This is a genomic window from Paenibacillus sp. SRL342 (assembly GCF_984798905.1).
The window spans coordinates 1,308,891-1,332,143 of record NZ_OZ481790.1; the positions used below are offsets into that span (position 1 = coordinate 1,308,891).

The 23,253-nt window shown below is 48.3% G+C and carries 20 protein-coding genes; 9 read left to right on the forward strand and 11 right to left on the reverse strand.

Going from position 1 to position 23,253, the window contains the following annotated elements; translation table 11 throughout:
• Positions 1–107 precede the first annotated feature (107 nt).
• Positions 108–1,427 carry a glycoside hydrolase family 125 protein gene (locus tag AC4E8D_RS05820; RefSeq protein WP_221819004.1) on the forward strand — a complete coding sequence of 440 codons (1,320 nt, stop codon included), beginning with the start codon at positions 108–110 and terminating at the stop codon, positions 1,425–1,427.
• A gap of 301 nt (positions 1,428–1,728) precedes the next feature.
• Here the strand turns inward: AC4E8D_RS05820 and AC4E8D_RS05825 are convergent, their stop codons facing one another.
• Together AC4E8D_RS05825 and AC4E8D_RS05830 are read right to left on the reverse strand one after the other, a co-directional pair.
• Positions 1,729–2,784 carry a Gfo/Idh/MocA family protein gene (locus tag AC4E8D_RS05825; protein WP_490205965.1) on the reverse strand — a complete coding sequence of 352 codons (1,056 nt, stop codon included), beginning with the start codon at positions 2,782–2,784 and terminating at the stop codon, positions 1,729–1,731.
• A 48-nt stretch (positions 2,785–2,832) separates the two neighbouring features.
• Positions 2,833–3,720 carry a sugar phosphate isomerase/epimerase family protein gene (locus AC4E8D_RS05830; RefSeq protein ID WP_076214488.1) on the reverse strand — a complete coding sequence of 296 codons (888 nt, stop codon included), beginning with the start codon at positions 3,718–3,720 and terminating at the stop codon, positions 2,833–2,835.
• Between the two features lie 129 nt (positions 3,721–3,849).
• Between AC4E8D_RS05830 and AC4E8D_RS05835 the strand changes: the two genes are divergently transcribed.
• The gene (locus tag AC4E8D_RS05835) at positions 3,850–4,746 is read left to right on the forward strand and encodes an AraC family transcriptional regulator (protein WP_221819007.1); all 897 of its coding nucleotides are present in this window, start codon (positions 3,850–3,852) and stop codon (positions 4,744–4,746) included.
• 152 nt (positions 4,747–4,898) lie between these two features.
• On the opposite strand, the gene AC4E8D_RS05840 is transcribed toward AC4E8D_RS05835, so the two are convergent.
• A complete protein-coding gene (locus AC4E8D_RS05840) occupies positions 4,899–5,582 on the reverse strand; it encodes a serine/threonine protein kinase (protein ID WP_221819008.1) in 684 nt (227 codons plus the stop codon).
• Between the two features lie 414 nt (positions 5,583–5,996).
• Between AC4E8D_RS05840 and AC4E8D_RS05845 the strand changes: the two genes are divergently transcribed.
• Entirely contained in the window at positions 5,997–6,914 is a 918-nt protein-coding gene (locus AC4E8D_RS05845) for a PD-(D/E)XK nuclease family protein (RefSeq protein WP_339308619.1), read from the forward strand.
• The gene (locus AC4E8D_RS05850; protein WP_490205966.1) at positions 6,898–7,113 is read left to right on the forward strand and encodes a hypothetical protein; all 216 of its coding nucleotides are present in this window, start codon (positions 6,898–6,900) and stop codon (positions 7,111–7,113) included. The genes AC4E8D_RS05845 and AC4E8D_RS05850 overlap by 17 nt, the downstream gene beginning before the upstream one ends.
• Here AC4E8D_RS05850 and ald read toward each other — a convergent pair.
• The gene (gene ald, locus AC4E8D_RS05855; RefSeq protein ID WP_221819009.1) at positions 7,080–8,213 is read right to left on the reverse strand and encodes an alanine dehydrogenase; all 1,134 of its coding nucleotides are present in this window, start codon (positions 8,211–8,213) and stop codon (positions 7,080–7,082) included. The two genes, AC4E8D_RS05850 and ald, sit on opposite strands and share 34 nt — an antisense overlap.
• A gap of 189 nt (positions 8,214–8,402) precedes the next feature.
• Here ald and AC4E8D_RS05860 point away from each other — a divergent pair, with 189 nt between their 5' ends.
• Positions 8,403–10,073: a PucR family transcriptional regulator gene (locus AC4E8D_RS05860; protein ID WP_221819010.1), complete on the forward strand. Its 1,671-nt coding sequence runs from the start codon at positions 8,403–8,405 to the stop codon at positions 10,071–10,073.
• A 59-nt stretch (positions 10,074–10,132) separates the two neighbouring features.
• Here AC4E8D_RS05860 and AC4E8D_RS05865 read toward each other — a convergent pair whose 3' ends face one another.
• Positions 10,133–10,423 (reverse strand): hypothetical protein, encoded by a 291-nt coding sequence (locus tag AC4E8D_RS05865; RefSeq protein ID WP_221819011.1) that lies wholly within the window; start codon positions 10,421–10,423, stop codon positions 10,133–10,135.
• A gap of 319 nt (positions 10,424–10,742) precedes the next feature.
• Between AC4E8D_RS05865 and AC4E8D_RS05870 the strand changes: the two genes are divergently transcribed.
• Entirely contained in the window at positions 10,743–12,812 is a 2,070-nt protein-coding gene (locus AC4E8D_RS05870; RefSeq protein WP_221819012.1) for an ATP-binding protein, read from the forward strand.
• A gap of 47 nt (positions 12,813–12,859) precedes the next feature.
• On the opposite strand, the gene AC4E8D_RS05875 is transcribed toward AC4E8D_RS05870, so the two are convergent.
• Entirely contained in the window at positions 12,860–14,569 is a 1,710-nt protein-coding gene (locus AC4E8D_RS05875) for a sigma-54 interaction domain-containing protein (protein WP_490205967.1), read from the reverse strand.
• A gap of 237 nt (positions 14,570–14,806) precedes the next feature.
• On the opposite strand from AC4E8D_RS05875, the gene AC4E8D_RS05880 reads away from it, so the two are divergent.
• On the forward strand, positions 14,807–14,962 hold the full coding sequence (locus AC4E8D_RS05880) for a hypothetical protein (RefSeq protein ID WP_221819354.1): 156 nt from the start codon (positions 14,807–14,809) through the stop codon (positions 14,960–14,962).
• Positions 14,963–15,099: 137 nt separating this feature from the next.
• Here AC4E8D_RS05880 and AC4E8D_RS05885 read toward each other — a convergent pair whose 3' ends face one another.
• The 4 genes from AC4E8D_RS05885 to AC4E8D_RS05900 all read right to left on the reverse strand — a co-directional run bounded on the left by AC4E8D_RS05885 (position 15,100) and on the right by AC4E8D_RS05900 (position 18,256).
• Complete coding sequence (locus AC4E8D_RS05885; protein WP_490205968.1) at positions 15,100–15,975, reverse strand: SDR family oxidoreductase; 876 nt, start codon at positions 15,973–15,975, stop codon at positions 15,100–15,102.
• A 29-nt stretch (positions 15,976–16,004) separates the two neighbouring features.
• Positions 16,005–16,484 carry a hypothetical protein gene (locus AC4E8D_RS05890; protein ID WP_221819015.1) on the reverse strand — a complete coding sequence of 160 codons (480 nt, stop codon included), beginning with the start codon at positions 16,482–16,484 and terminating at the stop codon, positions 16,005–16,007.
• Between the two features lie 127 nt (positions 16,485–16,611).
• On the reverse strand, positions 16,612–17,169 hold the full coding sequence (locus tag AC4E8D_RS05895; RefSeq protein WP_221819016.1) for a MarR family winged helix-turn-helix transcriptional regulator: 558 nt from the start codon (positions 17,167–17,169) through the stop codon (positions 16,612–16,614).
• A gap of 163 nt (positions 17,170–17,332) precedes the next feature.
• Positions 17,333–18,256, reverse strand: coding sequence for a proline dehydrogenase family protein (locus AC4E8D_RS05900; protein ID WP_221819017.1), 924 nt, complete (start codon positions 18,254–18,256; stop codon positions 17,333–17,335).
• A gap of 320 nt (positions 18,257–18,576) precedes the next feature.
• On the opposite strand from AC4E8D_RS05900, the gene pruA reads away from it, so the two are divergent.
• Together pruA and rpoN are read left to right on the forward strand one after the other, a co-directional pair.
• Positions 18,577–20,124, forward strand: a complete 1,548-nt coding sequence (pruA, locus tag AC4E8D_RS05905) for an L-glutamate gamma-semialdehyde dehydrogenase (protein WP_076251309.1) — start codon at positions 18,577–18,579, stop codon at positions 20,122–20,124.
• Positions 20,125–20,210: 86 nt separating this feature from the next.
• Entirely contained in the window at positions 20,211–21,515 is a 1,305-nt protein-coding gene (rpoN, locus tag AC4E8D_RS05910) for an RNA polymerase factor sigma-54 (RefSeq protein WP_490205969.1), read from the forward strand.
• Between the two features lie 120 nt (positions 21,516–21,635).
• On the opposite strand, the gene AC4E8D_RS05915 is transcribed toward rpoN, so the two are convergent.
• A complete protein-coding gene (locus AC4E8D_RS05915) occupies positions 21,636–23,069 on the reverse strand; it encodes an aspartate ammonia-lyase (RefSeq protein ID WP_221819019.1) in 1,434 nt (477 codons plus the stop codon).
• Positions 23,070–23,253: the final 184 nt, after the last annotated feature.

A 23,253-nucleotide genomic window follows, 5' to 3' on the forward strand; every position in this document is an offset into this window, starting at 1 on the left:
CTCCTTCATTTGACGATCATCTTCTGACACAGTACACTTACAAATAATAATGTTATTATAAATTATCATAACAAAAATAACAATAGAGTTGTAAGGAGACGACATCCATGGAACAGTTCAGATTACCGAAAATCCCTATGCCACAACTGGAATTGCCACAAGCTGTGCAGGATATTCTTACTGAGGCGGACGAGCGTTTGCAACATCGACCGAGATTGCTTGCTCAGTTTCGCAATTGTTTTCCGAATACACTGGAAACGACCACGAAGCTGCTGGATGATGGAACAACCTTTGTGATTACAGGGGATATTCCCGCGATGTGGTTAAGGGATTCCGTAGAGCAGGTCATGCATTATGTTCCGCTTGCCAAGGGTGACGAGAAGTTGCAGCGTATTATCGGAGGCCTAATCAAACGGCATACGTTCTATGCTGATATGGACATCTATGCTAATGCATTCAATGAAACGGCGAATGGATGGCATTGGGATGCCAATGATGAGACGGAGATGTCACCTTGGGTGTGGGAACGGAAGTTTGAACTGGATTCCCTCTGTTTCTCTATGAAGCTGGCTTATACATATTGGCGGGAGACTGAACTTACAGATATATTCGATGAGCGCTTCAAGAAAGTGATGGAGAATATCGTACACCTGTGGGAGACAGAACAGCATCACTCAGAGCGTTCACCTTACCGGTTCATGCGCCGTAATTGTCCAGCCCATGATACGCTGCGTAATGAAGGATTGGGTATGCCTGTGAATTACACGGGGATGATCTGGTCCGGATTTCGTCCGAGTGATGATGCCTGTGATTTTCATTATAATATTCCGGCGAACATGTTCGCTGCGGTAACCTTGCGCCAGATGGGGGAGATCGCGAAGTGGGTGTTCAGGGATGAACAACTGGTAAGCCGGATGGCTCGTTTGGAAGAAGAAATACGACATGGTATTGCCCTGTACGGTACTTACCGTCATCCAGAGTATGGGCAGATTTATGCCTATGAGACGGACGGTTACGGTAACTTTTGTCTGATGGATGATGCGGGCACGCCTGGGCTGATGTCCATTCCGTATATCGAATATGCTTCGATTGAAGACAGGGTGTATCAGAACACACGTCGATTCATTTTAAGTAAGGAAAATCCGTTCTACTATGAAGGGAAGGTAGCCAAAGGTATAGGTAGCCCTCACACCCCTCCGGGATACATCTGGCATATGGCGCTATCCATGCAGGGTCTGACCGCAGACAATGACGAGGAGATGCTAGCGATGATTGAATTGCTGGAGAACACGGATGCGGGTACTGGATATATGCATGAGGGCTTCCACGCCGATGATCCAAACACGTTCACTAGACCATGGTTTGCTTGGTCCAACAGTCTGTTCTCGCAGTTAGTGTACAAGGCAATGAAAAAAGGAATTCTATAAAAGATGTAGTTCAAAAAAATAATTGCTCACTGCCTGCAAAGTGGCCGTTCCGGTTACGAATCGTTCTTTCGATCGCTGTTATCCCCGGATTTCCTGATCGACTTCTGTAAAGTCGAAATCCGGTGATAAAGGCGAACACTTCGTTTCTTCAGAATCGATTTCGTCCCCTACACTACTTCGTGTTTTGTCAGAAACTTTTTTGTACCTTGTATAGGCAAGGGGAGTAGGTAAAAACAAGAAAGCCCAAACTGCTGAACTTTGCAGTTGGGCTTTGTTTAATATGAAAAACACAGGCGCTGCGCTATGTGTTTTTCATTAGATTGGCGATGAAGACTTTCTGGCCTGTGCGTGCGCTTTCCAAGGAAGCGAGGACCATGGCCATGCTAAACTGGTTATCGCTGCAATCGGTCTCAGGCAGTCGGCCGGATTCCAGTGCGGCGAACATGTCTTCGAGACAGCCGTGATGACCTGTTTTGTCCATGACAGGCAGTTCCGCTTCAATCCGCTCACTTGGCTGGAAAAAGGATGGTTTGCCGTCAGCATCCAGGCTTTGCGCAGTAAGCACCTCAGCATAGATGTCATCATGACCATCCCAGATGGCGGTTCCTTTTTCACCGATTACGCGCCAGCTTGCTTCCCATGATGTGGGTACACCTTCTGCGCACCAGGATCCGCGATAGTTGAATACGGACCCGTCGGACATCTCAAATATACATAACGCCATCGCATTGCCCTGATACCAGGAACCTGGAGGATTGAACTCATGGCAGTATACCGATACCGGGTTGGCTCCGAGAATATATCGTGCCTGATCAAACGTATGTATCGCCATATCGAGCAGCAGCGGACTATCCATCAGATCCCGGAATCCGCCGAAGTGTGGCCCGAGGAAAAAGTCAGCCCCTGCGTAACCTACCTGCCCTATAGCTCCGCCGGAAATGAGGTGCTGGTAGGCGCGGATACGCGGATCAAAACGGCGATTCTGCATGACGGCTTGAATGTGTCCTGTGCTGCGAGCGGTTTGCACAATATCTGTGCAATCGGAGAAGGACTCTGCCAGTGGTTTCTCGCCAAATACATGACATCCTTCCTTCAGCGCCGTCATGGCAATGCCGTAATGACTCGCCGGAATCGTGACATCAAATACGATATTAGCACCAGTCGCTTGAATGGCTTCACGGATATCGGTGAACGTGGGGCAGGTGAGGCCATGTCTTGTAGCAAAAGCAAGGGCTGTCTGTTCATACAGATCGACCAGTCCCACGATTTCTGTATCTGACCTTTGCAAGGCATAGTCCGCCCACGTGTTTGCCATGGCACCGCAGCCAGCGATAATTACCCGATAAGGATGAGTCATGTTCTCATCTCCTTCGCATGGATTGTGTTATACAGCTCGCATGGTTTCCTATACTGGATTTGGCACAAAATCGCCGCCGCGGCATTGTTTCAAATATCGCAAAGCATGCACCTGTCCGGTCATTTCGAGTTCGTCTTTGTAGACGGGATCATGCCAGCCTTCAATATCAATCGTGCCCTGATAACCGTTCTGACGCAGAATGGTGATAATGTCTGCCCAGTTGTTATCCCCGAAGCCGGGTGTGCGGTGCCAGACAAATTCACGTGGGCCATGCACGCCGTATTCCTTGACAATATCCCAGGCAATCGTGGCATCTTTGCCATGTACGTGGAAGACTTTATGAGCCCATTTGCGTAGCTGTGGAATAGGATCAATCAGACTGGACATTTGATGGCAAGGCTCCCACTCCAGGCCTACATTTTCATCCGGAACAGCATCAAACATCATCTCCCAGGCCGTCGGATTATGGGCGATGTTCCAGTCGCCTGTCTGCCAGGTGCCACCCATATCACAGTTTTCAAAAGCAATGCGTACACCCCGGTCTGCTGCCCGGCGTGCCAGTTCGCCAAACACTTCCTTGAACCGGGGGATGGACTCGTTAATGGGTTGATCGGTCAATCGTCCGGTGAACCCGGAGACGATATCCGCACCGAAGAGTTGTGCGTGATCAATCACCCGCTCCCAGCTTGCCAGTGTATCGGCGTTGTCTCCGGCTCCCGTTAGCGGGTTACCAAATACACTCACCGCGGAGATGACAATGCCTTGTTCGTCCACAATTTCACGGACACGTTTGGCTGTCTCTGCCAGGTCCAGATCACCAGTCGTTTGCCAGAAGGTCAGGTTAAATGATTCGAAGCCGTGTTGCATGATCTGCGGGATAACGCGGACGGCGTCCTGCCCGCCTACAAGGGTACCGATGCGTAATGATTTATTCATGGTTGTATTTCACTCCAATATTGGCTTATAGTACTTCGTGACACACTCATTATAGCCGTGGATTAACGGGATGGCTCTAAACAATCTTGTGTAATAATAGTCGGATCTTGTGAAGAGGGGGAAGAAGTCGTGCTGGATCTGAAAGCGCTTCACGAAAATACCCGAATTGATCATAAATCGCATCCGTTTCAGCTGTTCCAAAATCGGTGTTCAGATATGAAAGCTGAAGAATGTATTCTGTATTTGCATTGGCATGAACACTTTGAACTGATTGTTATGCGCAAGGGCAGTGCGCTGTTTCATATTGATAGCAAACCTTATGTGGTTCGAGCAGGTGAGGTCATCATCATTCCTGGAGGTACACTGCATGTCGGATATGCTCTGGATGAGGGGGATGTGCATTATGATTCCGTTGTAGTGAACCGTGCACTGTTCCATGATTTCACTCATGATCCTGTGCATGAGCAATATGTCGCGCCGTATTTGGAAGGAAGAGTGAGGTTTCCGGTCAAACCGACAGAAGAAAACACAGCATGCACAGGCTATTATTCTTTGCTGAATGAAGCTGTGGAGGAAATGGCGTTACAGCCCCCGGCTTATCAGCTCGTGGTGAAATCCAAGCTGCATGCTTTGTTCACCCTGCTTGCGCGTACCTTTATGCCGCAGCAGCTACCGGATAAAACGGTCGGATCGTATTTTCCAAACCGCGAACGCTTCAAACAGTTAATTGCGCAGATTGAAGCGGACCCTACAGGTAAGATGTCTGTTACGGAAGCGGCAAGTCATGTGGGATTGAATGCGTATCACTTCTGCAAAATGTTCAAAAAGCTGACCGGACGTACCTTTGTGGAATACGTGAACGGGTGCAGGATGAGTGAAGCAGAGCAACTGCTGCAAGGCAGCAGTCTGACCATTACGGAGATCGCCGCCAGAGTTGGCTGCGACAACGCCAACTATTTTACGAAATTATACAAACAATACAAGGGCATGACCCCCTCGCAGGGACGTGGAAGAAAAGAAGATTGAGCACGACCAGTTTACCAGTAGTCTCGAATAAAATGTCTATAAAGATGGTTGTGACCCTATGAGAATAACCCGGATAAAGGCCTCTTCAAGGCTATTATCCGGGTGGTTTTGATTCAATAATATCAAGACAATTATCTACGTGTACAACGTGCTCATTTCATAAATCTGGAGAACAATCTATTCGCTTTCTTGGCGAGGTCGTCCATTTTGACATTGGCATGATCGAGTTGATTGTATCCCCATTTGATCGTTTGCAGCATGCGTGGAGATATGGGCGTTCCTTTGATTCGTGGATAGATGTTGTGATAGGCCCAGACCAGATGCTCCCAGCGATTGTCATTGCCGTCTTGAATATACTCGGAGACGTCAATTACTTTCCCGCGTCCGTTCTGGAGGATTACATTTTTCAGATGAATGTCACGAGGGTTCAGCCCGCGGCTGCGAACGGCTTCTCGCGCTGCGTCCACATCGAGCATGACCTGCTCGGGGACGGGGATTCCTTTTTCCAAACATTCCAGCAAGGTATCCCCAGGTTCAAAACTGATCACGAGTACATTCCGGCCGCTGCCATAATAGGTAGGGAAGTATGTCAGGCCTTTGAGCTGCTCGTATACCTGTTTTTCATTTTCGAGTTTGTCCAAGGCATGATCCGAGTACATCTTGAAGGCATACTGCGGCAAGCCGTCATACGTAAATACAGCCGCATCCGTACCTGTGCCAATGCAATTCAATCCTTCTACATCGCCGATGATGTTCACGAGCTCATTCCGGTCGCTTCCGATGACTTGGATCTGTTGTAATGCTTCTTCCGCCTGGAACCAATCCGGTCGATTCATGGGTAGTGCCTCCTTTTAGGATATGCCTGTACAATTTTTTTATAAAATAAACACGTTCTACAATCGAAAAAAGACTAATTAGCGTGTCTGGGGTTCGTTAGTTTCCATAAAACCTCATAATCCACGTGATAAGGTGTGTGAGATTCGTTAGCGCGGGCCCCCACTGGCCCTGGGTTAGACCCATACTAACATCCCGGTCTGGGATTCGCTGCCCTCTATGGAGTATATTAAGCGTTCTGCTCCGCAATTTCATCTTTTGGTGATGTTACTATATAAACGATACGGATCGAATCGGAAACGGTTGCGTCAGAAGAAAATAACGGAAGCATGCTTGCGGCAATGTTGCCCGGGCTTTATACTGTGAGCATTAAGGGATCTCATGCAGATCCGGCATACAGAAAGGCAGAATACCTTATGGCACAATACCCGCAATGGTCTTATTCGCAGTCGCGGGCGAGTATGTTCGATGAGTGCCTGCGCAAATATTATTATCATTATTACGGTGCCCATAACGGCTGGAAGGCAGACGCTGCTGATGAGATGCAGGTTCGTCTGTACCGTCTGAAACAGCTCAGCAATCTGTACCTTGTCTTCGGGGATCTCGCACATCGGATGTGTGAGTCGGCGGTACGCAGCAGGGAAGAGGGCAAGGATAAACCGCGTGAACACTTTCTGGAACAGACGATACGCAAGCTGCTGAATCAGGCGTATGTGGAATCCATGGATGTGGATCAGTGGCGGCTGAACCCCAAGAATCGCACGATGCTGTCGGAGATCTATTACGGGGATGATACGTTGAATGACCGGATTGCCACGATTAAGGAACGGGCTTCGGCCTGTGTCAGCAACCTGTACCAGACGCTTACGTGGGAGGACTTGTCCCGGGCAAGTACGGACATTCTGGAGATTGAGAAATGGGATACCATGATGCTGCACGATACACGCGTGTATGTGAAGATGGACTTATTGTATCGGCGCAGTAACGGCAATATTGTCATTGTGGACTGGAAGACGGGCAAGGAAGATGACTTCTCCGATCAGCTAATGCTGTACGCATCCTATGTGAGAGAACACTACCGGGTTCCCTTGGAGCAGATTGAGCTGCGAGTGGAGTATCTGTTAACCGGGAAGCACCGAGAATTTACCGCAACGGAAGAGGATATAAGGAAGGTAGAGGAGAACGTAGGCCGTTATATCGAGGAGATGCGATCCTGCGTGGAGGATGAGTATTATAACCGTCCCAAGGACGTCACCTACTTCACAGCGATGCCTTCGCACCGGTCCTGCCGGGATTGCAACTTCCGCGAAGTGTGCAGTGAGCGAGCAGTTTGAAGCGCCAAAACCGGAGCAACCTAAAGGCCTTATACCAACCAACAAGCTATCCTATGTGAAAAAAATCAAGAAGCGCAAGCCGGGAACATCATCTGCCCGACTTGCGCTTCTATTGCGTTCCACAGGCCTGGCAACAAGGCGCCGGGTGGAACGATCATATCAAGATTACTGGACAGCGGCGGTATTCTCCAGCGCCTGACCCGCCGGAACATAGGCATGCCCGAGATCCCGGGCGACCGCCTCATACGTGATGTGTCCATTCAGCACGTTGACCGCGCTGCGAATGGACGAACTGCCGCGAATCGCGGCTGCTGCACCGTGGTTGGCCAGCTGCAGCGCATAAGGCATGGTGGCGTTGGTCAGCGCCACCGTGGACGTCCGCGGCACGGCGCCTGGCATGTTCGCCACCGCGTAATGCACGACGCCATGTTTCACATAGGTCGGTTCATCGTGGGTTGTGATATGATCAATGGTCTCAACGATCCCGCCCTGATCAATCGCCACATCCACAATGACCGAACCCGGTGCCATCGTCTTAACCACTTGCTCGCTGACAAGTGTTGGCGCCTTGGCGCCCGGAATCAGCACCGCACAGATCAACAGATCTGCCGCAGCAACAGCTGTTGCAATGTTGGACGGGCTGGATACCAGCGTCTGGATCTGATTGCCGAAGATATCATCCAACTGGCGCAGACGATTCAGATTCAGATCAAGGATGGTCACATCGGCGCCAAGACCAATAGCAATTTTGGCTGCATTTGTTCCAACTGTACCGCCACCAATAATGACCACTTTCCCCCGACTGACGCCTGGTACACCGGACAACAGAATGCCTTTGCCACCTTCCGTTTTCTCCAGTAGTTGTGCTCCGATCTGGGAGGCCATGCGGCCTGCAACTTCACTCATAGGAGTTAGCAGGGGGAGGGTATTGTTAACCTCCAACGTCTCATACGCAATAGCCGTTACCCGACTTTTAATAAGGGCTTTGGCAAGCTCCGGTTCCGCTGCGAGGTGCAGGTATGTGAACAGAATCAGTCCCGGACGAAAATATCCATATTCACTGGCAAGCGGTTCTTTCACCTTGATGATCATATCGACTGCGGTCCACACGGACTTGGCATCAATCCGAATCTCGGCGCCCGCAGCTTGATATTCATGATCCGTGAATCCACTGCCGATCCCCGCGCCTTGTTCAATCAGTACCTGGTGACCGGCTCTGATGAAATCAGTAGCCCCGGCCGGAGTCATTGCTACACGATTCTCATTGTTCTTGATTTCTTTGGGAATTCCGATTCTCATCACCATGCACCTCGTCCATTTATTGGTTGTTAGATTATACTACAAGTTTATGACTTGGATATTCGTTTTGCACCTTACTTGATGTCTAATTTTTAGGAATTGAACTCAACATATTGTCGAAAAAGACTGTTCAGGACATTTGTCCATAGATTATAATGTAAGAAAAAATAACACAAAGAGGGATCGACATTGCGAAATGACCGTGTGTTTACGATCAAAGATATCCTTGCACGTCCAGTATTTGGCCGAGCACGACTAGCGGCAGGGAAGGATGGAGTGAACCGTCAGGTTGGTTGGGTTCATGTATTGGAGATTACAAATGTATCTCCATTCGTAAGCCCCCATGATCTTATTTTATCCACTGGACTGTGGCTTCAATCGGAAGAAGGGCGCGAAGAGTATCTGCTTCAGCTCATTGGCAGTGAGGCAGCGGGGCTATGTGTGGAGTTTGGTACCAGCATATACGGAATCCCGGAAGAACTGATTGAACTGGCGAACAGACACCAGTTTCCGCTGATCGTATTTGAACAACCGGTCCGTTTTGTCGAGATTACACAGGATATTCACTCTCTGCTCATTAATCATCAACACCAGTTGCTGAAAAGTCTGGAAGCATACTCCCGTCAGCTTCAGCAACGAACATTACAGAGTACGGATATGTCTGCTGTGCTGAACCTGCTGCATGAGTATGCTACCAAACCTGTGGTTTACATTTCGTCCATGGAGCCAGGCAGTTTTGTGCCCGAACTTGTTCCTGAGATGGAACAGGCCATCTATACCTGGTATGAGCAGGAGGTAGAACATCTGGATTTGAATGATTCAGATACTGAATTATGGTTCCACATCGACGAAGAGAAGGCTCTGTTGTGTCATCCGGTCGTCTGTTTTGGCCAGGTATTTTCGGCTGTAGGCATGATTGTGCATCCCGCAGCTCCAGTCGAATATCTCAAGCTGTTGCTCGATTATACAGCGAAGGCGGCGGCGGCGCTCACGCTTCGATCCCAGTTTCTTGAAGAGAAGATGGTCCGCAATCAGAATGAACTGATCCAGGATCTGATGAATGGCAACATCCATCAGGAGGAACAGGCTCAGACTCGAATGGGGCTTCGTTTGCTGGTGAAGGGACAGTACTGGTTTGCAGGAGGGGTCATCGAGATTGAGCATCGACTGAAGGGTACAGGCCGGGAGAGAATGGAAGCCAATCATCAGGATGTTCTTGTCCTGCTGCGTTCCTTGCTCAAGAAGAACAATCTGCCTAGCCTGATTATGCTGAAGAACAACCAGGTATATCTATGCTGTGCGAAGGAAGCGGTAACGGCTGCTGCACGTCATCAACTGCTGCGATTGCTGGAGGGGATTGCCCAGGACGTGAAACGGTTTGCCAGTCGTAACTTGAAACAGGTTATGATTCATGTGGGATTTGGCAAGTTACGCAACCGTTTGACCAGCCTGCCGGAGAGCCTTCAGGAGGCCTATCAGGTGATCGAAGTTTCAAGATCGGTAGATCTGATGGAACATGTTCACTTTTACGAACGTATGGGTATATATCAAATGTTAAAAGCGTTACCCCAATCCTTCCTGCAACCCTTTGTCCAGGATCACCTGGGTATGTTGATTGAACATGACCAAACGCATCACCTGCGATTGGTGGAGACGTTGGATGCGTACCTGCAGAACTTTGGTTCCAAACGGGATGCAGCTGCCCAGTTATTTATTCATCGGCAAACGTTGTACAACAGACTGGAGAAGCTGGAAGAACTGATGGGTCCAGGTTACATGGATCAAGGGAGAAGAATCTGTCTGGAGATGGCGTTACTCGCGCACGCGATGATCGAGAATGGGCAGTGGCAATCCTCTTGATGGGGTGAAAGGGATGTAAGACAGACTGTGCACCCATCTTACACTACCTTGAGCACAGTCTAGCAGTTTTTACTGATCCGCCGAGTCCGTTGTAACGAGGCGGGAAGGTGTTGCAGGGTAGGAGTGGAGCGTCGGCCCCGATATAGCTTCGTTTGACCGGAGGATGGTGCCAGTGATAAGGAAGAAGGTGCAGCCAGCCGATACGGGGGGGATGACCGGTCAGGGCGTCCTTCCGGTTCTGCGTCGTTGTCCTCCATTGAAATGCCACTTTGGTGTAGCCATTCATTAAGTCGTTTGGGATTGATTCCGAGTTGTCCGCTCAGATTACAGATATCGAGGTTTATTCTCACACAAATCCGCCTTTCCTGGAATATCGGGCTGGTAGTAGGGTATGAAAGGGAAGCATGAATTCGAGATCAGTAAATGCTCATGTAACATGTTGATTGCAGTTTGATCGGCGGAATGATCCATTATGATAAGAAATAATGCAGAGGCGTTTATGTATACCTTGTTATACGTTTCCATGTCCGCTGTTTTGAATATTTCCATTAAATTGGCTTTTAACAAGATTCTATCACTTCACATGCAATTGCGCGTCTCAATATAGTCTCAATTTTGTGAGAGAAAAAAGTATATTAAAAGTACCAGTATCTAGTACGGAGGACATATATGGGAAACAGTAGTGAGGCAAAATACGACAAATATGTTGAGGATGGCAAACGTTTCATTGGTCGAACCAAGGAACTGACGACACTGGAGCGGTGGTTCAATCATCCGGAAGCCCCATTAACCATATTTTCAATTACGGGCATGGGAGGCATTGGTAAATCTTCCTTGCTTTCAGAGATGTTATCTGTCTCTCGGGATCGAGGTGCGACGGCAATATGGATGGATGGTCGATCATGTGGGGCAACTCCTTCCGTTTTTATGGATTATTTGTCCTCTACATTAGGCTTGGAAACAATGGATAGTGAAGGATACCCGCGACCATTGAGTCTGCTGAGAGACACATCGATCGAGAAGAGATTGGTCCTGGCCGTGGATAATTATGAAGAGCTTGCTCTGTTAGAAAGCTGGTTCATGGAAGTCTTTGTATCCAAACTTCCGTTAAGAGGGATACTTGTCATTCTTGCATCACGCCCGGAACTGGCGTCCACCTGGCGGACACATCCCCGATTACATCAGAGGTTTATACAGATGAGGCTTCAACATTTCACAGTGGATGAGATTACGGAATATATCACGTTGGCAGGCTTTCTGGATCAGGGGATGGCAGGTACCATTACACGAATGACCGATGGACATCCGCTGGGGCTGGCCCTTGCTGTAGAAGCTGCGGATCAGAGGAGGAATCTTCCACAGTCCGAATGGGCTGAGCTATCACACATGATCAGTGCACGATTATTATTGGAACTGACGAATTCCCATCTACATCCCATGGTGGAGGTACTGACACTGATTGAGACAGCCAATCAGGAATTGTTATCATCTGTCCTGGACATGACTGTGACGCAAGAAGACTACCACATGCTGAGACAGATGTCGTTTATCCGTTCCAGTCCGGATGGTCTTGGACTGCATGACATGGCCAGGGTGCATCTGCTCCGGGATTTTCGACAGCGTGAGCCACATCGGTTGCAGACAATGCGTATCAAGATTGCGAAGCTGCTGAAACCGCTACATGAACACGCAGGGGCTCATGAGCGTCGTCAAATCGCCCGAAAGATGCTGCTGCTCTGTCAGGAATCCATGCTTCAATACCGCAAGTACGCAGACGTGTCTCGTGATTCCCTGTTCTCCCCTCTTGAGACGATGAGAAAAGAGGATCTGCCCGCTCTGCACAGCTTGTTACAGCAATGGTGCGAGTACAGCGTGGAACCATGGCAGGCTGTGTCCTACGGTCCCTTCCTGGATGAGTTGGCACACCGTTTTCCCGAAGGAATCGTATTAATGCGTGACAAGCTTGGGGAGACAATCGCCATGTTTATCACGGTACTTGTACATAGGGGTAGTAGTGAGCTGCTTTTGAAATATTTTCCGAATGAGATGCAGGAATGCTTCACTCTACAGGAGCTTGAGAATGACCCCGATCAGAGTGATACTCACTTTGCATTGCTGGCTGCGGCAAGAGATGATGTGCCTGGTTATACACGAGAAGAACTGGTGGGATACATGGCACTTGATCGACTATCTCTACTGGGTGATGGTGCGAGAGCGATGCTCGTTGCAACGAATCCTCACCTGAAACTATTTTTGCAAAGTATTGGATTCCAGATGCGAAGAATCCGCACTCGTGTCTGTGACAGATTCGAGGACCGGGCGGACATACTTGATTTGGATTTGCGTAGCGGGCAATTCGGAGAGTGGGTCATGTCTCTGCTTGATCCGAAATCAACAGAAGATCGTATACAGCCGGAAACAACAGAAGTGGATGGTGTTATCTGGACTGAACAGGATGTTCGCAAGATGTTGGGGGATCTTCGTTCCCCGGGAGAATTGCATGAATATGCTGACAGGGTTAGAGGAGTAAAGGATGGAATCCAGTTACAGCTGTATGTCATGGATCTGTTGGAAGGCAGAGTGCATGGCCTATCTCCACAGGATCAGATGCTGTTATACGCGGCCTACTGGACGCATGCTGGCAATCCAACTGCCGCAGCCCAGACGTGTTCCATGAGTCGGGCGACATTCTATCGCCATCTCAGAACAGCGCTGACTCGCTTGGCGCGGATTTTGTAGGGTTCTATTCGTTCATCATACCGATAATGACGACAAGAAGAGGCTGGTCATAGACCAAGCCTCTTCATGCGGTTATAGAGCGTTGCCCTGGAGATGCCAAGTTGCTTGGCGAGTGTTCGTTTGTTGCCACCTGCTGCTTTCAGATATTGAATTAAAAGTTGCGCCTCATAGGTGTCCAATTTTTGCTGGTAGGTAACACCCGAGACAAGTTCGGAATCATTCGAGGGATCTAATTCGTCCACATTTGCAATGGATCGAGGTTCTGGTTCTGCTCCCGCCGAATCCTGACGTTGCTGATTTTCGTTGTTGGCATATGAATGAATTCCGGATGTCAGTTGAACTTCGCACTGTTCTTGCATGGTAAGGGAAGTGAGGGTATCAGGCAGGTATTCCTGCTTCACCTCACCATCTGTCGTCAGAATGGTCAGGCGTTCGATCACATTTCGTAATTCACGTACATTGCCTGGCCAATCATATTGGAACAGCAATTTGAATACTTCGGGTGGAACCAACTCAATATGACGGTTATAGAGCAATGAGAATTCTTGAAGAAACGTTTGGGTTAATTCATATAGATCTTCCTTGCGCACACGCAGAGGAGGGATGACAAGGTTAATGACATTCAGCCGATAGTATAGATCTTCCCGGAATTGATTGCGGGCAATCATACTCCGTAGATTCTGATTGGTTGCTGCGATAATCCGGCAGTCGGCCTGTTTCATACGTGTTCCCCCCACAGGAAAGTAACTCTTCTCCTGCAACACCCGAAGCAGTTTCACTTGCAATTCCAATGGCATCTCACCGATCTCATCCAGAAAAAGGGTACCCCCTTCGGCAAGCTCGATCTTGCCCTTTTTGCCTTTGGGATCCGCTCCGGAGAAGGCGCCTTTTTCGTAGCCGAATAATTCACTTTCGAACAAGGAAGCGGGAATTGCCCCGCAGTTAATCGCGATGAACGGTGCCGTCTGCAATTCACGAAGATCATGAATGGCTTTGGCGAATAACTCCTTGCCTGTGCCACTCTCCCCGAGAATAAGTACGGTTGCTGAGGTGGTGCTGATCTTGCGAATGGTCTCCAAACACTGGTGAATCACTGGGCTGCTGCCTTTGATGCGAGCAAAGGGATCTGTGTCAGGACGCAGTCTGGCAACGGCTTTTTCCAGATGTTGGACTTTGGATGTCATATGTAATAGTTCCTGATGTAATCGGATTTCAGTTGTTATATCCACTTCGGCAGCAACTGCACCCACAATATGTCCATCCAGTTGGACAGGACGAGCATTAATCAGGGCGAACAGGTCGGGCCGTGGCTGATGCTGTTTGCGATAGACCGTTTCGCCGGTATACAACGTCTTGAGAGACTGTAGCCGATCAGGCGGAAAAAAGTTTGCCGCAGGCTTTCCGATAATATCATTTTTGCTGATCGAAAAAACATGCTCCGCGCCAGTTGTCCAGTAGGCCACCTTGGCATCTTCATTAATTAATGTCAGAGCTGAACCCGCTGTCTCCAGTGTGGTCTCAAAATAAGCTTCTATTAGGCGATGCGCATGCATCATGGCATGCAGGACATCGGATACCACGATATATCCCAGTACAGGACCTTCATCCTGAACGAACAGATAAGAAGATGTGTCGAATAAGGAGATGGCATCTACCAGCGATGTCGATGAAGGGATACAGGGGGTGGGGAGGACTGTATCCAGAGTACCCATATCCGTGCGCAATAAAGACATTAAATCTGGAAGTAAATGTTTCATCGGTATCACCTCAATTTGGGCATAACTTTCAGGACTGTACCTGTTACAAGGAACTCTTATGATCGGAGTAGATGGAAATATTTGAGTGAGATAGTTATCCATAGTATAGCTTTCAAAGTGAAGTGTGTATAGATTTTTTGACATGAATCATACATAAGGCAATCGGAAATCGTGGTTAATGTTGTTTTTGTAATGCTGGGGACTACGCGGTGTTTTTCATCGTTGCCCAATCCAGGAATGATCATTATCACTGCTGCATCAAGTGATGTACTGACATTACGGAATCATTCCAGTGCATCGGCAGTTGATCTGCAGACCCTGGCAGGCGAAACACAGATCAATGCGAATGCCTCTATCCTAATGCTACAATTTAAGTGGTTAACTTTTGAATAATAAATGGGTGTGTCCAGAAAAATAGACATTTAAAATTGTGGTTCTCTTTAAAAACATTATTATCGCCTATGATTCCTGAAGATCTCATAGTTGTTTGTCCATAATTCTTTATGACTTTTCGTTATTGTCTAACTTGGTTACAGTCTCGGTTTAAATGCATCTCGATGCTCTCTCAGGAATGCATCAAGTGAGCGCGGCGCTCTGCCAAGCAAGCGTTGAACGATATCCGTCGGCTTCTCTGGCACAACGGTAGACATCGTCTGAATTTCCACCACGTGGTCTGCAAGCCAAGGAGGCATCTGTCCATGTTCGATCAGATCCGTTCGAAGCTCCTCGGGTTTGAGGTTGAGGAATCTGATCGGCCGATTGAACAGGGTGGACATTTTATCTGCAATCTGTGCATAAGTGAATGCTTCGGAACCCGTCAGCGTATAGATGCGGTTCACTGGTTTGTCTCTAGTCAGCACTTCTGTGGCAATATCTGCGATGTCTCGGCAATCAATGAAGTTGCACGGGGAATCTCCAATGCAGCCGAAGAATACATCTTGGGTTGTAATGGTTGGTGCGAGTCGGAGCAGATTTTGCATAAAAGCATAGGGGCGCAGCATTGTATATGTCATCCCGGATTTCACTAGAGCTTGCTCAATTTGTTCATGCCAGCCTGCTACAGTTACTGGTGAACGTTCGTCATATGCGGGGCTGGATATTTTGACGACATGCTCCACTCCCTCTTGTGCAGCCATCTGAATAATGGATGTCTCTAGTTCCACTTGTTTAGGGTTGTTGGATAACGCTAGAAATAGTTGACTGGTACCCGCCAAAGCTCTGCGCATGGATTCGGAATCATTTGCATCGGCAGCACAGATTTCAATCCCGGACAACGCCAAGTCCGCCATTTGTTGACGAAGCTTATCCGGCTTTCGACTTACTGCCCGAACGGGAATACCTCTTTCCATCAAACGTCTCAAAAGTGCATTTCCAATCATCCCTGTTGCTCCAATAATAGTAATCATGTTTCAATCTCTCCTTATAATGAACTTGTTTATTTGATAATGTAAGCTCGCCAGCGCCATGTCATGATCGTACAAGCTATTGCACCGGACAATGGAAAATCGAACCCAATATGATCCAACCAAGCCCATGAAGAACTCGGGTTTACGATCTGCAATACATTAGAAATCCCCCACGCCGCCACCAAGCCAAACCCTGCGCCTGCAAGTGCCAAGCAGCCCACGACAATGATCCGGGGTGCTTTCGCCACCCACCGTGTGCGGTTCTTACGGTTACGAAGCCAGAGTCCGGCCCATAGAGCCATAAGCAGAGACGCCCCTCCAATCGTTGTTAAAGCTCGTAACTGAAGGACTTTATCAGCGGTAACGATTCCCCCGATGCTTGCCATGATGGCAGGAGACAAGTAGGCCGGAATTAATTCACGCCACAGTACAAAAGGTTTTGGGGGAGGATTAGCGGCTCGGTTTGGATAAGCTTCCTCGGAATGAATGGGGTCATTAAGGTTAACCATATCACTACTCCTTTTTTGTTTAGAGATCACTGATTTGCTTTCACCTATATATAATTAGGAGCCTAACTATATGGGGGTGAAAATGGGCTAGTTGAACTAGCCCGGTTCACCTTTCTTTGTTATGCTCCTAGGATTTTGGTTCGGAGAAGTCGTGTGACTCATCTGTAAGTGCAGTAATACCTTGTGTTACACGCCCCAGCAGGTTGAGAAACACACTCCTTTCCTCGATCGTAAGTAATCCGACCATCGCTTCCAGTCTGGCAAAATGTTCCGCAGCCATATCCGTTAGCTTCTTCGCACCTTTGGCGGTCAAAATGACTGACTTCTGACGACCATCAACAGAACTGGTCCGACGAGCAACCAGTCCGTCGCGTTCTAAAATCTCGATTAAACCAGTTACGGTAGCACGGGTTACACCCAGATTTTCCGCCAGTTGGGAGGGCAGTTCTTCTCCTTCGTGATCTTCAAGATCTGCCAACAGACGATATCGCCCTGTCGATAAACCGAATCTGGAGAAATGGATTTCCGCAGCATGCCCAAGTTTGGCTCCTGCTACCATCAGTCTGGATGCGACAAGCACGGCTTGTGCATCCACGTCTAATTGATAGCGATCAACCTGACGCTTCGTTTGTACTAACGAAGGGATGAGGTACATATCAGTTGTTGATTTGTTTTGATTGTCCATGAACATAGTATGGTACCTAACTATATAGTTGTCAACTTTTGTTTAGACCATTCGTCAAGTTGGATGCTCTCGTAAAGTGTTCGCACAGAAAAAACCATGTGCCCAGAAAGAAAGAGACAACATGGTTTTCTTTTTCATATATATTGATCCGGCCGGAAACTAACTATCGGAACATATTCTTAACGACCATCCAGAGATTAGCCGGTTTTTCGGCCAAACGGCGGGTATAGTACGGATACCACATGGTGCCATAAGGGACGTAACAGCGAATGCGATATCCTTCTTTGGCGAGACGTTCCTGTTCGCTCATGCGCAGACCATATAACATCTGGAATTCAAAGGCATCCGGCGAGATCCCCCGATCCTTGGCGTATTGTTTCGTCCAGTTAATGATGTGATCATCATGCGAGGCAACCGCAGTGTACACACCCTGATCGAGGTGATTACGAATCATTGTTTTGAATTGATGAATGACTTCAGAAGTACTCTGATAGGCGACTGATCCGGGTTCTTTGTAAGCACCTTTAACCAGCCGAAGCCGAATGCCTTCCCGAATCATATCACGTGTATCTTCTTCCGTGCGATGCAGGTAGGCCTGCAATACTGTGCCTGTATTATGCAGTCCTTCCGAGTGCAGTCTTCGCACAATATCCAGCGTTGCTTGAGTAAATGGACTATCCTCCATATCAATTCGGACAAATAGATCATGTAATTTGGCTTGTGCGGCAACGGCACGGATATTTCGATAACCCTCTTCCGGGTCAAGTGCGAGGCCCATCTGGGTTGGTTTTAGCGAGACGTTGGAGTCTACGCCTTCACGTGCAATGCCTTCTACCAGGCGTACATACTCATCCCTGTACAATGCCGCTTCGCTCAGGCGGGTGATGCCTTCACCCAGATGATCGAGCGTAGCCATAATGCCTTTGTTATTGAGTATGCGGATCTCTGCGAGAGCTTCTTCCAAGGTGTTTCCTGCAATAAACTTGCCTGCCAGCTTCTTACCATATTTAATGGACAGGTTCTCTACAGCTTTGTTGCCTGCCACGGTTAATAAGGTTTTGCGATATATTTCCGTTCCCACACTCATTTTCGTTTCCTCCTTCAGCATTGTACATCCTTAATTCAAGCAAGAAACGTGCCAGATTTGGCGATGGTCTACTATTTTTCATGGAAATTTTAACTTTATAAAAAGGAATCGAAAAATCTGGGGATAACAGCGATCGGAAGGTTATTCTGTCATCGGAGTGACCCTTGTGAATTTTCTTTAGTTAAATTTAACGAGAAAAATATTTCAATCCCAACCGGAGTTGGCACGGATTTTGCTACATATATTTGGTGATGAGTAACATGCAAAATAATTCAGGCGAGCAGCCAGCGAATCCCACATCCTGAAGGAGGAATCATTTGATGAATATCCCTTTTGTTAACGAACCATTCACACCTTTTGCGGTCCAGGCGAACCAGGAAGCATTTGAAGACGCACTTCGTCAGGTAGAAGCTGAACTTGGGCAGGAATACCCGATCATTATTGGTGGGCAAAAAATAACAAGCAGCCGCACGTTAACTTCCGTGAACCCCGCAGCCAAGAATCAAGTGGTCGGAACGATCCATCAGGCAGATCAGGAATTGGCCGAAAAGGCCATTCAGACAGCGGCGGAGACATTCCACACATGGAAACATACTGACCCGAATGAACGGGCTCGTTATCTATACAAAGCAGCTGCCATTATGCGTCGTCGCAAGCATGAATTCTCTGCATGGATGGTCTATGAAGCTGGCAAGACTTGGCCTGAAGCAGATGCGGATACAGCGGAAGCCATTGATTTTATGGAATTCTATGCACGGGATATGCAGCGACTGAGTGAACCGCAGCCCCTCGTGCGGATTGCAGGAGAAGATAATGAACTGAGTTATATACCGCTGGGTGTGGGTGTTGTTATTCCGCCTTGGAACTTCCCACTGGCAATTATGGCAGGCATGACCTCTGCTGCACTGGTATCCGGTAATACGGTGGTATTAAAGCCGGCCAGCACAACTCCGGTGATTGCCGCGAAGTTTATGGAACTGCTCGCAGAAGTTGGCCTGCCGGATGGCGTCGTGAACTTTTTACCAGGACCAGGCAGCGAAGTGGGCGATTATCTCGTGGATCATGCGCTCACCCGGTTTATCAGTTTCACCGGTTCCAGAGATGTAGGACTGCGAATTAATGAACGTGCAGCACGTACAGCTCCAGGTCAGAAGTGGATCAAACGGGTTATTGCAGAAATGGGCGGCAAGGATTCCATCGTAGTAGATAGTGACAGTGATCTGGAACTCGCGGCAGAGTCCATTACCGCTTCGGCATTTGGTTTCTCAGGACAGAAATGTTCGGCGTGTTCCCGCGCCATTATTCATAAGGATGTATATGATGAAGTATTGCAAAAAGTGATTGAACGGACACAGAAACTGACGATGGGCAGTCCACTTGAAGTTGGCAGTCAGGTTGGGCCCGTTATCGATGACAAGGCATATGCAAAGATCACGGAATATATTGAAATCGGCAAGGGTGAGGGGCGTCTTGTGCACGGTGGCGGTACAGGGAACGTTGAAGGTTATTTCATTGAACCAACTATAATTGCCGATGTTGACCCGAAAGCCCGAATTGCTCAGGATGAGATTTTTGGACCTGTGCTTGCGTTCATCAAAGCAGAATCATTCCAGGATGCATTGGATATCGCCAATAATACAGACTATGGTCTGACCGGCGCGGTGATCTCACGTAATCGTGAACATCTGGAACAGGCAAGACGCGAATACTTTGCGGGTAATCTGTATTTCAACCGGAAATGTACCGGAGCACTGGTAGGCACACATCCATTTGGCGGATTTAACATGTCAGGCACGGATTCCAAGGCAGGTGGAAGAGACTATCTGCTGTTGTTTACACAGGCGAAGCTGGTGTCGGAGAAATACTAGTCAGAAACCCATGATCCGACTAAAAACTTCTTACATTCATTTGAATAGTATGCTATTATCCCTGCAACGTATAAGGAGGGTAACGGATGTTAGGTGTTCAGTTGGTACAGGAACAACGTATTCGGCTGTCCATCACGCCGGAGATGAAACAATCCTTTCATTTGCTAACCATGTCTGGCCAGGATCTGACCCGTTACTTGCTGGATGCGGCGGAGGAAAATCCAGTACTTGAGCTGGAAGAACAAGCTGCGCCTCTCGCCCGGATTCCGCGGCGAATGGATCAGCGCAGGTATGATTCCTATGATCCGTTGCTTCAGGCCAAAGGTGCCGAACCTACTCTGGAACAATTGCTGATTGCGCAAATTCGAGTGATGACAATTCCAGACGAATTGGAAAATATGGCCGTATATTTGGCAGGGTGTGTTAATGACGATGGTTATCTAACGGTTGAACTGGCAGAGGTGCAAGCAACACTTGAGCTTCCGATGAGCAAGATTGCAGCGGGACTGGAGCTTCTCCAGTCGCTGGACCCTGCTGGTGTGGGGGCGCGGAATCTGCAAGAATGTCTATTGCTTCAGATCAGACGCGATCCATTGGCTGTTCAGTACGCTGAACGTATGGTGGAAGCCGGATTGGAAGCACTGGTTCCTTTTCACCCAGGTAGAACAGGGAGTCGATTAGGCATGACTTCGCAGGAAGCTCAGACTGCCTATGACTATATTACACGTCTCGATCCCAAGCCCTGTCGATCTATCGGATGTACAGAACGGCCACATTACATTATTCCGGATGCCATTGTCGGGTTGCGTTACGGTGAAGCCCATTTTAACCTGCATGCAGCAGGTAACCCTCGTGTATCGATGAATGATGCGTGCTTCCGCTGGATCAGGGAAGAGGCTCCGGACGCAATCTGGTCTACCCGCGTGGCAGAGGCGAGGGCTATCATTCGGAGTGTACGCTTGCGGCGCAGGACTTTAGTGCGTGTGCTGGCGGCAGTGATGGAAGAGCAGAGGCATTTTTTGGTCAAAGGCCCATCCGCACTAAAACCACTTAATCTGGCTGTTATTGCAGAGAAGATTGGCATGCATGAATCAACGGTAAGTCGTGCGGTGAACGGTAAATACATTGAGACCCCACATGGGGTATATGAACTCAGGGCTTTTTTTGCCTCGGGAATCAGTACAACGTCAGGGGATAAAACATCAGCATCAGTGGTAAAACGCAGATTAAAAGAAATCATTCGCACGGAACAGGCTCAGCGTCCATACTCGGATAGTCGTTTGGCTACACTGCTCGCCGAGGAAGGGATTCTAATCTCCCGCAGAACGGTTACCAAGTACAGGGAGGAACTTCAGATTCTGCCTTCCCTTGAGCGTAAACGGTGGACTTAATCGAATAGCTGGCGTCTTATCATCTCTGAATACACAAGAACCCCCGCAAACCGGATGAACGGTCTGCGGGGGTTCTTGTTAATCATTCGTGTTTGGGTTGCTGTACCAATTTCCTGATACCTACAATCGTTCCATATTACGCAGGAAGTGTTCTCCGGCAATCCCTGGTGTAGTCATCTGTTCCGGATGAAGAATCTCTTCCAGTTCTTCCGGTGTCAGCAATCCGCGTTCCAGAATAATCTCTTGCAAGGAAAGCCCAGTCTTGAGCGCTTCCTTCACGATGGAAGCTGCCACATTATAACCTAAATGCGGGTTCAACGCCGTAACCACACTGAAACTTTGGTTCATGATTAATTCACAGCGCTCACGGTTAGCTTCCATCTCTTCAACTGCATAACGCGTGAAAACATCGATGCCGTTATTCATAATTTTCAGCGATTGCAGCAAGTTAAATGCAATAACTGGTCCCATGACATTCAGCTCGAATTGGCCGGCTTCACACGCCATACAGATTGTATGGTCGTTCCCCATCACCTGGAAGGATACCTGGTTAATGACTTCCGCCATAACGGGGTTAACTTTGCCCGGCATAATGGACGAACCTGGCTGACGTGGTGGCAGGCGCAATTCATTGAATCCTGCACGCGGACCTGAAGCCATCATGCGAATATCATTACAGATTTTGGAAAGGCTAACCGCACATACCTTCAGCGCTGCTGAAAGTTCCAGATAGGCATCTGTGTTCTGCGTTGCATCCACGAGATCCTCAGCTGTTTGTAGTGGAAGTCCGGTAACATCAGACAGGTGCTCTGTAACCTTGACGATGTATTCGGGTTTGGCATTAAGTCCTGTACCTACGGCAGTTGCACCCATGTTAATGGTAAGCAAGCGGCGATTGGCGAATTCAAGACGCTCAATATCCCGTCCGATTACACGGGCATAAGCTCCGAATTCTTGTCCAAGGCGAATAGGTACGGCATCCTGAAGATGGGTACGGCCAACCTTGACCACATCGTTGAATTCCAGTTCTTTTTTACGGAATGCATCCTGTAGTCTTTTCATGGTAGCGAGTAACGTCTCCGACAGTTGGTACGCCGCAATGCGCAGTGCTGTAGGAACCACGTCATTAGTAGACTGGGACATGTTCACATGATTATTTGGATTGCAATGGAAGTAGTCTCCCTTGCTTTTCGTTAACAGTTCCAGCCCGCGGTTGGCCAAAATTTCGTTCATATTCATATTCATGGAGGTGCCTGCACCACCCTGAATGGAGTCTACAATAAAATGATCCAAATGATGGCCTTTCATCATTTCTTCAGCCGCCATGACGATCACATCGCCAATCTTGCTCGGCAGCATTTTTAACTCCATGTTGGTAATCGCTGCTGCCTTCTTCACCGCAGCCAGAGCCGTGATCAGCTCCCGGTGTACCGGAACGCCGGTAATCGGGAAGTTTTCCACGGCCCGTACCGTCTGAATTCCGTAATAAGCATAAGCCGGGATTTCTTTTTCACCGATAAAATCTTTCTCCGTCCGTGTGGACATAGTAGACATCTCGTTCGCCTCCAGTGGCATCAATAAAAATAGTTCGGCTTCAGCGTTGCTGAAGCGCACTCAGTATATCATTTAAGCAAAATGGATGCCAATCTAAATCATTTGTCCTCTTGTGCCGATAATAAATAAAATTAGGGATATTGAATTGGGATATTATTCAATTTTTAAGAAAGGGAGGGGTGGC

What these genes read in the sequence shown, in the direction of transcription:
- rpoN (WP_490205969.1), top strand. Translation starts at nt 20,211, where the DNA reads ATGTTAGGTGTTCAGTTGGTACAGGAACAACGTATTCGGCTGTCCATC.
- ald (WP_221819009.1), bottom strand. Translation starts at nt 8,213, where the DNA reads ATGAGAATCGGAATTCCCAAAGAAATCAAGAACAATGAGAATCGTGTA.
- AC4E8D_RS05915 (WP_221819019.1), bottom strand. Translation starts at nt 23,069, where the DNA reads ATGTCTACTATGTCCACACGGACGGAGAAAGATTTTATCGGTGAAAAA.
- AC4E8D_RS05875 (WP_490205967.1), bottom strand. Translation starts at nt 14,569, where the DNA reads ATGAAACATTTACTTCCAGATTTAATGTCTTTATTGCGCACGGATATG.
- AC4E8D_RS05900 (WP_221819017.1), bottom strand. Translation starts at nt 18,256, where the DNA reads ATGAGTGTGGGAACGGAAATATATCGCAAAACCTTATTAACCGTGGCA.
- AC4E8D_RS05825 (WP_490205965.1), bottom strand. Translation starts at nt 2,784, where the DNA reads ATGACTCATCCTTATCGGGTAATTATCGCTGGCTGCGGTGCCATGGCA.
- AC4E8D_RS05845 (WP_339308619.1), top strand. Translation starts at nt 5,997, where the DNA reads ATGGCACAATACCCGCAATGGTCTTATTCGCAGTCGCGGGCGAGTATG.
- AC4E8D_RS05870 (WP_221819012.1), top strand. Translation starts at nt 10,743, where the DNA reads ATGGGAAACAGTAGTGAGGCAAAATACGACAAATATGTTGAGGATGGC.
- AC4E8D_RS05830 (WP_076214488.1), bottom strand. Translation starts at nt 3,720, where the DNA reads ATGAATAAATCATTACGCATCGGTACCCTTGTAGGCGGGCAGGACGCC.
- AC4E8D_RS05880 (WP_221819354.1), top strand. Translation starts at nt 14,807, where the DNA reads ATGATCATTATCACTGCTGCATCAAGTGATGTACTGACATTACGGAAT.
- AC4E8D_RS05820 (WP_221819004.1), top strand. Translation starts at nt 108, where the DNA reads ATGGAACAGTTCAGATTACCGAAAATCCCTATGCCACAACTGGAATTG.
- pruA (WP_076251309.1), top strand. Translation starts at nt 18,577, where the DNA reads ATGAATATCCCTTTTGTTAACGAACCATTCACACCTTTTGCGGTCCAG.
- AC4E8D_RS05890 (WP_221819015.1), bottom strand. Translation starts at nt 16,484, where the DNA reads ATGGTTAACCTTAATGACCCCATTCATTCCGAGGAAGCTTATCCAAAC.
- AC4E8D_RS05840 (WP_221819008.1), bottom strand. Translation starts at nt 5,582, where the DNA reads ATGAATCGACCGGATTGGTTCCAGGCGGAAGAAGCATTACAACAGATC.
- AC4E8D_RS05885 (WP_490205968.1), bottom strand. Translation starts at nt 15,975, where the DNA reads ATGATTACTATTATTGGAGCAACAGGGATGATTGGAAATGCACTTTTG.
- AC4E8D_RS05895 (WP_221819016.1), bottom strand. Translation starts at nt 17,169, where the DNA reads ATGGACAATCAAAACAAATCAACAACTGATATGTACCTCATCCCTTCG.